The sequence below is a fragment of the Mesorhizobium sp. GW821-FHT07A06 genome (genome assembly GCF_059419085.1).
This window is the reverse complement of record NZ_JBWKRC010000003.1, coordinates 200098-212909: the sequence shown is the minus strand read 5'-3', so window position 1 is coordinate 212909 and position 12812 is coordinate 200098. Positions and strand designations below refer to the sequence as shown.

The following is a 12812-nucleotide window of genomic DNA, read 5'->3' as shown; positions in this document are numbered from 1 at the left end:
AAGGCCCGAAGCTCAAGCCTCGGGAAAGACTGGCAATTTAGGAATGGCGCCCTAACTCCTCTCCCAGGAGACCGCCGCCATGCCAAAGTCAGTCTATGATCGTGGCCTGCTCAAGCCTGGCGAAATCGCCAGGCTGCAGCGCGTCTTTGACGAAGCCTGCCTGCGGCGCGACGCGCAGCCTGATTCGCCGGAAGCGCGCGAAATCGCCCTGACCCTGCTTGCGCTCCACAATGCCGGCATGGTCGACGAGGAGATGTTGATGGAAGCCGTCGGTTTCCGCCGGCTCGAACCCAAATCGGCGTGATGTCCGCGTTCGCGTCCAGCCCTATGCCGCGCGCTGAACGACGGCGACATTGATCGGGGTCCTCAAGCTGAAGCCGGCCGGCTCGTACAGCCTCGCCGCCCGGCTGCGCGATCAAATCAGCGTGACGCGCCCGAGGGCCGGGAGGAGCCGGCGATCCGCCTGGCGATCGCCTTGCCCAATATGGCGGCATTGGCGAAGCAGCCGCGGATGCTCGGCCGCATGCCGGTGAACCACAGGCCTGGCAGCTTCGGATCGGCTTGCCCGCCGTTAAAGAGCGGGACGCCCTTGCCGTCGAGCACGCCGAGATTGCCGACCATGCGCTCCAACCCGGTGCGGTAGCCGGTCGCGGCAATGACGATATCGGGATCGACCAGGCTGCCATTGGCCAGGACCACGCCGTCGCGGGTGAATTCCCGTATCGCCGGCACGACGACGATCTTGCCCGATTTGATGGCGTCGACCGCACCGTCGTCAGCGGCGATCGCCGTGTAATCCGAAGTCAGGCGGCTGGCGCCGCCCGACGGCGCGGGTGGCATGCCGAATTTGGTCAGATCGCCGAAAACCAGGCGCTGCGTCGCGGCGATCGCCGCATCTGCGACGCGCAGCGGCAAACGCGCCATGAACGGCGAGAGCCGGTGCACGGCAATCTTGCCGATGCGCTTGGGCAGAAGCGCGGGCCCATTGCGGGCCGACAACCAAAGCGCCGCCGTATCCACGCCGGCCAGATGATTGAGGGTGTCGAAGCCCGAATTGCCGGCGCCGACGACCAGCACCCTCTTGCCGGCATAGGCCGTGGCGTCGCCAAAATCCGCGGAATGGATGATCCGGCCCGAAAAGGCTTGCATGCCCTTCCACTGTGGGGTGAAGGGCTCCCTGTCGCGGCCGGTGGCAATCACGACATGACGCGCCAGGCGCGAGCCGGCGCTGGTCCGCACGGCCCAGTGGTCGCCCCTGAACACGATGGCCTCGACGGCAACGCCGAACTCCACCGGCAGGCGGTTCGCCTCCCGGAAATCGTTCATATGGCGGATAACGACGTCCCTGGGCGGAAAGGCGGGGGTACCCCGGGGATAGGCAAGACCGGGCAGCGCCGAGAGATCGCGGTGGGTGTTGAGACGCAATTGCTGGTGCCGCCGGTGCCAGGGTTCGGCCAGCCGGCTCTCCTTTTCCAGGATCGCCGTCGGCACGCCGGCCTTGATCAAGGCATGGGCGACGGTCAGTCCGGCGGCCCCGGCGCCAATCACGATCGCCGGCTCGACCGTCACCAATTGCTCCACCATCGGTCTGGTTGCCGTATCAGCCATTCACTCTCTAGTCCCATTCAGCCGCGCATTGCCACAAGGCTCGCAGCAGGCTGTAACCGTTTGATCGCGCGCAGCCTCATATATGGGTATCATTGCCGAGCCCTGCGCCGGGCCGCGGCCGCGCTCCAGGAGATTTCGTCGCCAAGCGGAAACGACTGGATCGCGGAAGTGCGGCCAAAACAACGAGATGGAGCGGAACGCCCGCTTCTGTCCGAATACATCCAGCCCTATATGGCATATCGGCGGCATCGGCGATAATCAGGTCGCGGCAATGTGATTGATTCGAGCTCCGGGGGCTGGCGGATCTCGTTACCGGCGCAGGAATTCGAAACCGATTTCGGCTTCCCGCGAGAATCAAGACGCCGTGGCGCGTCTTGCGTGTCGACAGGCACGCCACGCCACAGACGGCACGCGGAATCTCGACCATGCCCTCCTTGCGGATCTATTTCGACAAAATCCTCGAGGGCGCTTCGCCCAAGGTCGAGCGTCAGGCGTTGACGCATGTCGAACGCCTCGCGATCGTCCGCCGCCATGGCGACTTCTCGCTCGCCTATTCCACTGCCGTGCAGGGCAAGCTTTCCTATTTTGGCGATGCCGACGGCTACATCGCCTTCGGCACCAAGATGAAGCATCATTTCGCGCTTGGCGACCCGGTGGCGGCGCCGGGGCGGCGGGCCGACTACATCAGGCGCTTTGTCGAGACCGCCGGCGACCCTTGGTTCGTGCAGATCGGCGAGGATACCGCGCGCGTGCTGGCCGGGCTCGGCTACAAGGTCAACCGGCTGGGCATCGATACCCGCCTTGTCCTGCCCAAGCATGATTTTTCCGGAAAGCGAAACGAGACCGTGCGCTATTCAGAGCGCTGGCTCTTGAAGAAGGGGTTTTCGTTCGACGAGGACAAAAGGACCGTCTTCCTCGACGAGATCACGCGACTTTCCGACAATTGGCGCGGCGACCGCATCGTCAAGCGCTGGGAAATGGGTTTTCTGAACCGCCCCTTTTACGATCAACTCGGCACCGACATGCGCCGTTTCGTGCTGCATGGACCCGATGGCGAGCTGGTCGCGCTGCTCGATTTCGATCCGCTGTTTCGCGACGGCAAGGTCATCGGCTACACCACCGCCTTCAAGCGCAAGCATATCGATGCCTCGCCGCACGCCGAGATCGGCCTGACCAAATTCGCGGTCGACCGGTTTCGCGAGGAAGGCATATCCGTGGTCACGCTTGGCCTGTCGCCGCTCGTCGACGTGACACCAAGCGGATTTGCCGAAAGCGACTTCTGGCGCAACGCCTTCCAGCGCGCCTACTCCTCGCCATGGGTCAACCGCCGCAGGTTCAACCTGCAGGGCCAGGCGGCGTTCAAGCGCCGTTTCCACGGTGCGGAAGAGCCGGTCTACATCGCCTTCCGCCAGGGCACCTATATCGAGATGCTGGGGTTGTTGCGGCTGGTCAAGGCGATCTAGGCCGTGAACTCATAAATGCGGAATGACAGAGATGGGGTGGTTTCTTGCCAGTCCGTTTTTGGACAGGATCACGAAAAAGCGGTCATTCATTCCCGTACTGATATTGCATGACTACGGAATGACAGCATCTGAAGGCCGGCGAAAGCAGCCTTTCCGGACACTTTCAGCCACACACTTGCGGTTCGAATCTCATCCGGCGGCTGAGAACGACAAAACGCAGAACTAGGCCTACGTAGCGCTCCATGTCCCTCCTACATTGGCCGACAAGCAAAGCGCTTGGAGGCTACATATCCCAGATCGCCGACTGGGCATGGCATTCTCCCTGTTATTTGCGGCGAGCATCGGAGCGATCGATACGTCCGCTCAGTCCCGCCCTTGCATATGGCGCGCGCCTCTCTTACTTCAATAATTGAACTTATTCGAGAACCACGCTTATGAAGCCCAAATCATTTGCCGGAATGCGCTGCTCGATCGCGGGCGCGCTCGAGCAGATCGGCGACAGATGGACGCTGCTACTGATCCGCGACCTTTCGCTGGGTTTCGGACGCTACGACGACCTGCGGGCCAATACGGGCATTCCCGCAGCGACTCTTGCAGCCCGCCTGAAGCACCTCGTCGAGCATGAATTTGTGGAGCGCGTGCGCTATCAGGTAAGTCCGCCGCGCGACGAATATCGGTTGACGCCCAAAGGGCTCGATCTGTGGAAGGTCGGCACCGCCCTGCGCGAATGGGGAGATCGCTGGGATGCGACCGGCTTTGGCGCGCCCTCCATCGAAATGGTCGATCGGGAGACCGGACGCCCTTTGACTCTGGCGCTCGTCGATGCCGAAACGGGCATCGCCATTCCCCACGAGCGCGCTCAGCTTCGTCCCGGTCCAGGCGCGGACGACGACACATTTCGACTTCTCAACCAACGCGCTGGAGCGGGTCGGTGACGCGATGCCTCGCCGATGGTCGTGACGCGGCATCGCCAGACTGATTGGAGAAAGCATACGATGAAAGCCTTCATCCTCGACCGCTACGGCAAGAACCAGACGCTGCGTCTCGGCGACCTCCCCGAGCCCACGCCCAGCCCCGACGACGTGGTTGTCGAGGTGGAGGCAGCCGGCCTCAACATTCTCGACTCCAAGATCAGGGACGGTGCGTTCAAGCCGATCCTGCCCTACAAGCCGCCGCTCGTGCTCGGTCATGATCTGGCAGGTACGGTCGTCAAGGTCGGCGCGAAGGTGCGACGCTTCAAGTCGGGCGATGCCGTCTATGCCCGTGCGCGTGACGGACAGATCGGAGCCTTCGCCGAGCGGATTTCGGTGAAGGAAGCCGACCTCGCGCTCAAGCCCGCCAATCTGTCGATGTCGGAAGCGGCGTCGATCCCGCTGGTCGGACTGACCGCCTGGCAGGTGTTGGTGGAGCGTGCCCAGATCAGGCCGGGGCAGAAAGTGCTGATCCATGCGGGATCAGGCGGGGTCGGCACCTTCGCCATCCAGCTCGCCAAGCATCTCGGCGCGACCGTCGCGACAACGGCCAGTGCCGCCAACGCCGCCATGGTGAAGCAACTGGGCGCGGACATCGTCATCGACTATCGCAGCCAGAACTTCGAGGAAGAGCTGTCCGGTTACGACCTTGTCCTCAACAGCCTCGACGCCCGGACGCTGGAAAAATCGCTCAAGATTCTGAAGCCCGGCGGCAAGCTGATTTCTATCTCCGGCCCGCCCGACCCCACCTTCGCCCGCGCCCAGGGCATGAATGCAGTGCTTCAGCTCGTGCTGCGCCTGATGAGCGCGGGCATCCGGCGCAAGGCGAAGAGGGCGGGCGTCGACTATTCCTTTCTGTTCATGCGCGCCGATGGCGGGCAGCTCGAAAGGATCACCAAGCTGATCGAAGACGGCACGATCCGCCCGGTCGTCGATCGCAGCTTTCCCTTCGAAACATTGAACGAAGCCTTCGCCTACATCGACACCGGACGCGCCAAGGGGAAGGTGGTCGTCACCATGAAGTGACGCGATATCCCGAAGCTGGAACTTCGATCATGGTCGCTCACGAGGGGACCGCGCGCGATCGAAGCGCCGCAATTGCCACAAGCCCAGGGATCAAGGCTCAACCCACGCCACAATGCGATCAGTCGGGAGACGACGATGCCCGCGTCGCGCGGCCTTGGCCATGCCTCATGGGGGCGTCAGTTGCGCAGCCGGTAGCCGGTCTTGAAGATCCAGGCGACGACCGCGACGCAGGCGGCCAGGAAGACCAGCGTCATGCCGAGGCTGATGCCGACCGAGACATCGGCCTTGCCGAAGAAGCTCCAGCGGAAGCCGCTGATCAGGTAGACGACCGGGTTGAAAAGCGTGATCGTCTTCCAGACGCCGGGCAGCATATGGATCGAATAGAAGCTGCCGCCGAGGAAGGTCAGCGGGGTGATGATGAGCAGCGGCACCAGCTGCAGCTGCTCGAAGCTCTTCGCCCAGATGCCGATGATGAAGCCGAACAGGCTGAAGGTCACCGCCGTCAGCACCAGGAAGGCGATCATCCAGAACGGATGCTCGATCCTGAGCGGCACGAACAGCGAGGCGGTGGCCAGGATGATCAGGCCGAGGATGATCGACTTGGTGGCCGCCCCGCCGACATAGGCGATGACGATCTCCAGATAGGAGACCGGCGCCGACAGCAGCTCGTAGATGGAGCCGACGAATTTCGGGAAGTAGATGGCGAAGGAAGCGTTGGAGATCGACTGCGTCAGCAGCGACAGCATGATCAGCCCCGGCACGATGAAGGCGCCATAGCTGATGCCGTCGATCTCGGTGATGCGCGAGCCGATGGCCGAGCCGAAGACGACGAAATAGAGCGATGTCGAGATGACCGGCGAGATGATGCTTTGCAGCACGGTGCGGAACGCACGCGCCATCTCGACCCGGTAGATCGCCCAAACCGCGCGCAGGTTCATGGCTCTCTCCTCACCAGATTGACGAATATCTCCTCGAGCGAGCTGTTTTGCGTGTCGATGTCACGGAACTGGATGCCGCCGGCCTCGAGATCGCGGATCAGCGAGGCGACGCCCGGCCGTTCGGCCTGGTTGTCATAGGTGTAGGTCAGTTGCCCGCCATCAGGCGACAGCTCCAGCGCATAGCGCGAGAAGGCTTCCGGTATGGCCGTCAGCGCATTGCGCAACTCCAGCACCAGCCGCTTGCGGCCAAGCTTGCGCATCAGTTCGGCCTTGTTCTCGACCAGGATGATCTCGCCGCGGTTGATGACGCCGACGCGGTCGGCCATCGCCTCGGCTTCCTCGATATAGTGGGTGGTGAGGATGATGGTGACGCCATCCTCGCGCAGCCGGCGCACCATCTCCCACATGTCCTGACGCAGTTCGACATCGACGCCCGCCGTCGGCTCGTCGAGGAATAGGATGCGCGGCTCGTGCGACAGCGCCTTGGCGATCATCAGCCTGCGCTTCATGCCGCCCGACAGCGTGATCGCCTTGGCGTCCTTCTTGTCCCATAGCGACAGATCCCGCAGCACTTTTTCGACGAAGGCGGGATTGGCCGGCTTGCCGAACAGGCCGCGGCTATAATTGACCGTCGCCCAGACACTCTCGAAGGCGTCGATGGTCAATTCCTGCGGCACCAGGCCGATCAGGCTGCGCGCCGCGCGGTAGTCCTTGCCGATGTCGTGACCGTCGACGGTGACGGTGCCGGTCGAGCGGTTGACGATGCCGCAGACGATCGAGATCAGCGTCGTCTTGCCGGCGCCATTGGGGCCGAGCAGCGCGAAGATCTCACCGCGGTTGATGTCGAGATTGACTTGCTTGAGCGCGGTGAAGCCGGTGGCGTAGGTCTTGGAGACCCCGGAAATGGACAGGATGGAGGGCATGGGCTGAAAACGGCTGCCTGAAAGAGGTCCCCTGATATAGGCCGAATGTCGTTATGTGCAACCGCAAGTCAAGGCGCTGCTGACAGTTCTGGACAGCGGTTGCGGGCGGCCAGGGCTCTTGCCTTGACGCAATCCCGCCGGGAAACCGCTTCATGCTTTTCCCGGAATTGCCTCAACCGAGCAATTCCGGGAAAAGTGTGAAACGGTTGTGCGTCCGGAATTGCGAGCAAAGAGACACGCGGCGTGAAGCGGTAAAATTGTCCTGTGGCGTTGAGCCTCGCGGCAGGACGCCGCTTTGACCTGAAGCAGCTTCGAGCCTATCCTTCATCAATACTTGCAGCAGCCGGAGCCCACCATGGACCCGCTCATACTGTCGCGCATCCAGTTCGGCGCGAATATCTCGTTTCATATTCTGTTTCCGACGATCACCATTGCACTTGGCTGGGTGCTGCTGTTCTTCAAGCTGCGCTACAACGCCACCAATGATTCCGCCTGGATGCGCGCTTATTTCACCTGGGTGAAGGTGTTCGCGCTGTCCTTCGCCATGGGCGTGGTCTCGGGCGTCACCATGAGCTTCCAGTTCGGCACCAACTGGCCAGGTTATATGGAAAAGGTCGGCAACATCGCCGGGCCGCTGCTGGCCTACGAAATCCTCACCGCCTTCTTCCTCGAAGCCGCCTTCCTCGGCATCATGCTGTTCGGATTCCGCCGCGTCTCCAACCGCGTCCACACGCTGGCAACGGTGCTGGTCGCCGGCGGCACGACCCTGTCGGCCTTCTGGATCATCGCGCTCAATTCCTGGATGCAGACGCCGGCCGGTTTCGAGATCCGCGACGGCGTGGCGCACGCCGTCGACTGGTGGGCTGTCGTCTTCAACCCGTCCATGCCCTACCGCCTCGTCCACATGCTGCTTGCATCGGGCCTGACCGTATCATTCCTGATATCGGGCCTGTCGGCGCTGCGTTATCTCCAGGGCGACCGCTCGGAATCGATGTGGAAGGCGCTGCGCACCGGCGTCTTCACCGCGGCGGTCCTGATCCCGATCCAGATCTTCGCCGGCGACCAGCACGGGCTGAATACGCTGGAACACCAGCCGCAGAAGATCGCCGCCATGGAAGCCAACTGGAACACCGGGCCCAACGTGCCGCTGGTGCTGTTCGCGCTGCCCGACGAGGCGGCGAAGGAGAACAGATTCGAGATCGCCATTCCCGACGGCGCCAGCCTGGTGCTGCGGCACAGCCCCAGCGGCGTGGTGCCGGGGCTGAACGATTTTCCCGGCAACCACCCGCCGGTCTTTCCGGTGTTCTGGGGCTTTCGCATCATGGTCGGCACCGGCCTGCTGATGCTCGCCGTTTCCTGGACGGCCGCCTTCTTCCTCAAGCGCCGGCACAGCCTGCCGAAGCCGCTCGCCATGCTGATGGTGCCGATGGCGCTGTCGGGCTGGCTGGCGACGCTGGCCGGCTGGTACACGACCGAGATCGGCCGCCAGCCCTGGCTGGTGACGGGCGTGCTCAGAACCGCCGACGCCGTCGGTCCGGTGGCGGGCAACCATGTGGCGCTGACGCTCGCCATCTATCTCATCCTCTACGTGCTGCTGCTGATCGCCTATCTCGGCGTGCTGGTGCACCTGGCGCTGAAGGCGGCCAAGGATGGCGACACCTCGCCATTGCCGGGCGTCATGAAAGCAGCGCTTTCACAGCCGGCGGCGGGAGAGTGACATGAGCTTCGATTGGCCAACCGCCCTCCCCCTCATCTTCGCCGGCCTGATGGGCCTCGCCATCCTGATCTACGTCATTCTCGACGGCTTCGACCTCGGCATCGGCATCCTGTTCGCGGCCGCCGAGGACGCCGAGCAGGATACGATGATCGCGGCGATCGGTCCTTTCTGGGACGCCAACGAGACCTGGCTGGTGCTGGCCGTCGGCCTGCTGCTGGTCGCCTTCCCGATGGCGCATGGCGTCATCCTGACCGCGCTCTACATTCCGGTCTTCGTGCTTTTGGTCGGGCTGATCCTGCGCGGCGTCGCCTTCGATTTCCGCGCCAAGGTGCCGAGCGGCAAAAAGCATCGCTGGAACCGCATCTTCTTCCTCGGCTCGGTCATCGCCTCGCTGGCGCAAGGCTACATGCTGGGCGTCTATGTGCTCGGCCTCGATGTCGGCGTGGGTGGCATGGCATTCGGCGCGCTGGTGGCGTTCTGCCTGGCCGCGGCCTACGCGGCGATGGGCGCCGCCTGGGTGATCTACAAGACCGAAGGCGCGTTGCAGAAGAAGGCGGTGCGCTGGCTGCGCACGGCGCTGGTGCTGACCGCGCTCGGCATGGCGGCGGTGTCGCTGGCGACGCCCTTCGCCAGCCCGCGCATCTTCGACAAATGGTTCGTCTGGCCGGAAATGCTGTACCTGTCGCCGCTGCCGATCCTGTCGGCGCTGCTGTTCCTGTGGCTGTGGCGGCAGACCTTCCATTTGCCGAAACCCGACGACCGCCATTCGCTGACGCCGTTCCTGACGCTGGCCGGCATCTTCGTGCTCGGCTTTGCCGGCCTTGCCTGGTCGTTCTACCCGTTCGTCGTACCCGATAAGCTGACCATCTGGCAGGCGGCGTCGGCGACCGAAAGCCTGGCCATCATCCTGGTCGGCACCGTGGTGGTGCTGCCGATCATCATCTTCTATTCCTTCTATGCCTACCGGGTATTCGGCGGCAAGGCGACGGATCTCACCTACGACTGATACGCCGCCTTCGCAGCCGCCAAGGCACGGCGAAGGGTCAGATCAGCCCGCTGTCGCGCGCGGCCGCGGTCGCCTCGCCGCGCGAGACGGCGTCCAGCTTGCCCAGCACCGCCGAGACATGGTGATCGACCGTCTTGGGCGAAATAGCGAGATGCTCGGCGATGCGCTTGTTGGACAGGCCGCGCTCGATCAGCTGCAGCACTTCCATCTGGCGCTGGGTCAGGCCGGCGCTGTTGGCACGAGTGGTGCGGCGCGGGCCCCTGGCAATGTGAATGACGCCGTTCTGCCGCATCATGTCGCGCACATGGCTCGCGACCGGCCCGGCGCCGAGCGCTTCAAAAATCTCCAGCGCCGTGCGCTGCGCGGCCTCGTCGCCCTGGGCGAGCGCCAGCGCGCGTTCGTAAGGCGCGTCGAGTTCCGCCCAGGCTGCCGACGCGCCCCGCCAGTCACCGGCGAGCAGCATGCGGTAGGGCGCGGCCATGCCTGACGTGTCGCCCGGATCGGTATCGGGTGCCAGAAGCAGCCGCCAGCCGGCCAGCTCCGCGAAGACCGCCCGCGTCGGCGACAGGCCCTCGGCAAGGCCGATCAGGCGCAGCGCCTCGGCCTTGTCCGCCTCGCCGAGCCAGGCCCGTTCGGCAACCACCGCCGCATAGGGCAACAGCCGCTGCAGCTCGGCTCCCCTCTCCAGAAACTGCTTCATCTCGGCCAGAAGCGGCTCGGCCGACGGGTCGCCGCGACGGACCCTCAGCCGCGACAGCGCCACAAGGGCCGGATAGCGCACCAGTGCGGTCGCCCGGTCGTTGGCAATCACATCCAGGGCTTCGGCGGCCGCCTCATTCCAGCATCCCTGGCGCAGCAGCAGCTGGGCCCGCACACCGCGCATGTAGTCGCGCCACGTCGCCAGATCGTTCTCGATGCAATAATCGATGCCGCGATCAAGGAAGGATTGGGCCTGGCTGTAGCCCAACTGGTTCATCTCGCCACAAGCGCAATTGGTGAACGCGCGGGCCGCATGCTCCTGGAAATTCTGCTCAAGCGCGATTTCGAGGCTGCGGGCAAGATGCAGCCGGCTTGAGTCCAGGTCCAGCCACTGCTCGGCGGCGCCGACATTGTTGAGCGCATGGCAGACGACTTCGGGCCTGTTCAGCCGTTCGGCGAGCTCGATCGCCCTGGCACCCAGCGACAAGGTCTCGTCCAGCCTTTCGGCCAGCATCGCCAGTTGCGAGAGGTTCGAATAGGCCATGGCAAGCTCGGCGCTGGCCGGTACGGTCTCCAGCAACGCGACCGCCTGGGCGCCGAACATGTCGGCGGCCTGCCGGTCGCCCACAAGATAGGAAAAGCGCGACAGCCATCTCAGGCTGTCGCCTTCCTTCAGCGTGTTGCCGAGCGCCCGCCGCAGCACGCGCGCCTGTTCCTGCGCCTTGATGGCCTCTTCGATGCGCGCGATCAGATGGCATTCGAAGGCATATTGCTCGTAAAGGCCGGCGCGCTCTTCCTCAGGCAAGGTGTCGGCCTGGCGCAAGGCGACCTCGTAATAGCCGGCGGCGTCGCGATGGGCGCCGACACGCGAGGCCTCCCGCGCCGCGACCGGCGCGAACGCGCGCACCGCCTCGAGATTATGCGCTTCCACCGCATGGTGGACGAGACGCGCGGTGGCGACATCCCTGTTCTCAAGCAGCGCCGACAGCGCACGCTGGTTGAACAGTCTCCGGGAACTCGTCGTCAGCATCATCTCGATGGCGCGGCGCGCGATCTCGTGCCGGAAGGCGTAGCCGTCGCCCAGATCGTCAAGCAGCCCATGCGACACACATTCGGCGAGCTGACCGGCGGCGGCCACGCCGCACAGGCCCTGCAAGGCCCAGGCGTCGGCGCGCCTGGGAAACACCGACACCGCGTCGAGCATCGATCGTGCGCCGGCCGACAGCCGTTCAGCGCGGGCGACGACGGCGTCGCGCACGCTGGCGGGCGGCGTCATCTCATTGTCGGCGCATAAAAGCTCGGTAACGAAGAAGGCATTACCGGCCGTCGCCCGGTAGATGGCGTCGCCGTCGCGGCCGGCGGCGATGGCGAGCGAGAGCACCGCAGCCTCGCTGAGCAGCGGCACGTCGATCCGCACGACATTACCGGCCGGAATTTCGCCGAGCGCGCGACGCACGCGCATCTGTCCTTCGCTGCGGTCGGTGCGCGCCGTCAGGACGAGCAGGATGTGGGTGTTGGCGATGCGGCGGCCCAGAAAGCGGACGAAATCGAGCGTCGCGTCATCCGCCCAGTGCAGGTCCTCGATGATCAGCAGCGTTGGCTGCGTCCTCGCCTCGAAGACTTCGAGCGCGTCGGAAAACAGGGGCAGCCTCTTTCCCTGCCGGGCATCGATCGCCCGCGGCATCGACCATCGCGCCTCGCGGGCGAGATCGTAGAGCGGCCCGAGCGGGTCCGGTATCGACAGATCCTCGCAGGCGCTGCGGAAAATGCGCACGCCGTCGCCAACGCCGCCAGCGAAAGCCTCGACAAGGGCCGACTTGCCGGCGCCTGCCTCACCGGACAGCGCCGCCACATGGCCGAAGCCACGCGTGGCCTGCGCGAGAAGTCCATCCAGCTGCTCCAGCTGTGCCTGCCGTTCCAGAAGCATCGTCATTCACTCAACAGGGATTGTGTCCGGGCCTATCCCTGGACGTCCGCCACGAGCGTCCGGGACCATGACCGACAATGTGCCCCTCCCCACATTTTCGGTGCCACCTACCACATAACGTCGCCACTATAGGGAATCTTCCAACAAAAAATAGGGAAAGGCTCCGATGCGCGCCCTTGGCGAGCGTGATCAATGTCCAGTCGCGCTCGAATCGAGCGTGAATCAACGAAAAAGGGAAACTTGATATGCCTCGCTATGTGGTACAACGCACATTTCCTGACGGCCTCAGCGTGCCGATGAACGATGCCGGCGCCGACGCGCTGGGCGGCGTCATCATGCGCAATGCGGAGAAGGGCGTGACCTGGGTGCAATCCTTCGTGTCGCCCGACAAGAAGCAGAGCTTCTGCATCTATGACGCGCCCTCGCCGGAAGCGATCCGCAGCACGGCCCAGAAGAACGCGCTGCCCGTCGACAAGATCACGGAGGTGCGGGTCCTTGACCCTTACTTTTATCGTTGATCCCTCCGATGGGTGT

General features: G+C 64.2%; 11 protein-coding genes. 7 read left to right on the top strand and 4 right to left on the bottom strand.

From position 1 onward, the window contains the following. Window positions 1-79: 79 nt before the first annotated feature. Entirely contained in the window at window positions 80-304 is a 225-nt protein-coding gene (locus AC07SZ_RS11470; protein WP_056574082.1) for a hypothetical protein, read from the top strand. A 116-nt stretch (window positions 305-420) separates the two neighbouring features. Here the strand turns inward: AC07SZ_RS11470 and AC07SZ_RS11465 are convergent, their stop codons facing one another. Beyond that, window positions 421-1608: a flavin-containing monooxygenase gene (locus AC07SZ_RS11465; RefSeq protein WP_056574085.1), complete on the bottom strand. Its 1188-nt coding sequence runs from the start codon at window positions 1606-1608 to the stop codon at window positions 421-423. A gap of 425 nt (window positions 1609-2033) precedes the next feature. Here AC07SZ_RS11465 and AC07SZ_RS11460 point away from each other — a divergent pair, with 425 nt between their 5' ends. The 3 genes from AC07SZ_RS11460 (at window position 2034) to AC07SZ_RS11450 (ending at window position 5068) form a co-directional block, all read left to right on the top strand. Beyond that, entirely contained in the window at window positions 2034-3071 is a 1038-nt protein-coding gene (locus AC07SZ_RS11460) for a phosphatidylglycerol lysyltransferase domain-containing protein (protein ID WP_056576338.1), read from the top strand. A 434-nt stretch (window positions 3072-3505) separates the two neighbouring features. Continuing rightward, on the top strand, window positions 3506-4006 hold the full coding sequence (locus AC07SZ_RS11455; protein ID WP_056574088.1) for a winged helix-turn-helix transcriptional regulator: 501 nt from the start codon (window positions 3506-3508) through the stop codon (window positions 4004-4006). A gap of 60 nt (window positions 4007-4066) precedes the next feature. Continuing rightward, a complete protein-coding gene (locus AC07SZ_RS11450) occupies window positions 4067-5068 on the top strand; it encodes an NADP-dependent oxidoreductase (RefSeq protein WP_056574091.1) in 1002 nt (333 codons plus the stop codon). A gap of 176 nt (window positions 5069-5244) precedes the next feature. On the opposite strand, the gene AC07SZ_RS11445 is transcribed toward AC07SZ_RS11450, so the two are convergent. Beyond that, window positions 5245-6006, bottom strand: coding sequence for an ABC transporter permease (locus AC07SZ_RS11445; protein WP_494914318.1), 762 nt, complete (start codon window positions 6004-6006; stop codon window positions 5245-5247). Then, window positions 6003-6929 (bottom strand): ABC transporter ATP-binding protein, encoded by a 927-nt coding sequence (locus AC07SZ_RS11440; RefSeq protein ID WP_172371547.1) that lies wholly within the window; start codon window positions 6927-6929, stop codon window positions 6003-6005. Before AC07SZ_RS11440 ends, AC07SZ_RS11445 begins: the two co-directional genes overlap by 4 nt. 355 nt (window positions 6930-7284) lie before the next feature. Between AC07SZ_RS11440 and AC07SZ_RS11435 the strand changes: the two genes are divergently transcribed. Further along, a complete protein-coding gene (locus AC07SZ_RS11435) occupies window positions 7285-8646 on the top strand; it encodes a cytochrome ubiquinol oxidase subunit I (RefSeq protein WP_494914317.1) in 1362 nt (453 codons plus the stop codon). A 1-nt stretch (window position 8647) separates the two neighbouring features. Continuing rightward, the gene (locus AC07SZ_RS11430) at window positions 8648-9652 is read left to right on the top strand and encodes a cytochrome d ubiquinol oxidase subunit II (protein ID WP_494914316.1); all 1005 of its coding nucleotides are present in this window, start codon (window positions 8648-8650) and stop codon (window positions 9650-9652) included. A gap of 37 nt (window positions 9653-9689) precedes the next feature. Here AC07SZ_RS11430 and AC07SZ_RS11425 read toward each other — a convergent pair whose 3' ends face one another. Continuing rightward, window positions 9690-12278 carry an ATP-binding protein gene (locus AC07SZ_RS11425; RefSeq protein WP_494914709.1) on the bottom strand — a complete coding sequence of 863 codons (2589 nt, stop codon included), beginning with the start codon at window positions 12276-12278 and terminating at the stop codon, window positions 9690-9692. A gap of 245 nt (window positions 12279-12523) precedes the next feature. Between AC07SZ_RS11425 and AC07SZ_RS11420 the strand changes: the two genes are divergently transcribed. Beyond that, window positions 12524-12796 (top strand): DUF4242 domain-containing protein, encoded by a 273-nt coding sequence (locus tag AC07SZ_RS11420; RefSeq protein WP_095775628.1) that lies wholly within the window; start codon window positions 12524-12526, stop codon window positions 12794-12796. Window positions 12797-12812 lie beyond the last annotated feature (16 nt).

Coding starts and splice junctions, on each gene's coding strand:
- AC07SZ_RS11470 (WP_056574082.1), top strand. CDS start 80: ATGCCAAAGTCAGTCTATGATCGTGGCCTGCTCAAGCCTGGCGAAATC.
- AC07SZ_RS11465 (WP_056574085.1), bottom strand. CDS start 1,608: ATGGCTGATACGGCAACCAGACCGATGGTGGAGCAATTGGTGACGGTC.
- AC07SZ_RS11460 (WP_056576338.1), top strand. CDS start 2,034: ATGCCCTCCTTGCGGATCTATTTCGACAAAATCCTCGAGGGCGCTTCG.
- AC07SZ_RS11455 (WP_056574088.1), top strand. CDS start 3,506: ATGAAGCCCAAATCATTTGCCGGAATGCGCTGCTCGATCGCGGGCGCG.
- AC07SZ_RS11450 (WP_056574091.1), top strand. CDS start 4,067: ATGAAAGCCTTCATCCTCGACCGCTACGGCAAGAACCAGACGCTGCGT.
- AC07SZ_RS11445 (WP_494914318.1), bottom strand. CDS start 6,006: ATGAACCTGCGCGCGGTTTGGGCGATCTACCGGGTCGAGATGGCGCGT.
- AC07SZ_RS11440 (WP_172371547.1), bottom strand. CDS start 6,929: ATGCCCTCCATCCTGTCCATTTCCGGGGTCTCCAAGACCTACGCCACC.
- AC07SZ_RS11435 (WP_494914317.1), top strand. CDS start 7,285: ATGGACCCGCTCATACTGTCGCGCATCCAGTTCGGCGCGAATATCTCG.
- AC07SZ_RS11430 (WP_494914316.1), top strand. CDS start 8,648: ATGAGCTTCGATTGGCCAACCGCCCTCCCCCTCATCTTCGCCGGCCTG.
- AC07SZ_RS11425 (WP_494914709.1), bottom strand. CDS start 12,278: ATGCTTCTGGAACGGCAGGCACAGCTGGAGCAGCTGGATGGACTTCTC.
- AC07SZ_RS11420 (WP_095775628.1), top strand. CDS start 12,524: ATGCCTCGCTATGTGGTACAACGCACATTTCCTGACGGCCTCAGCGTG.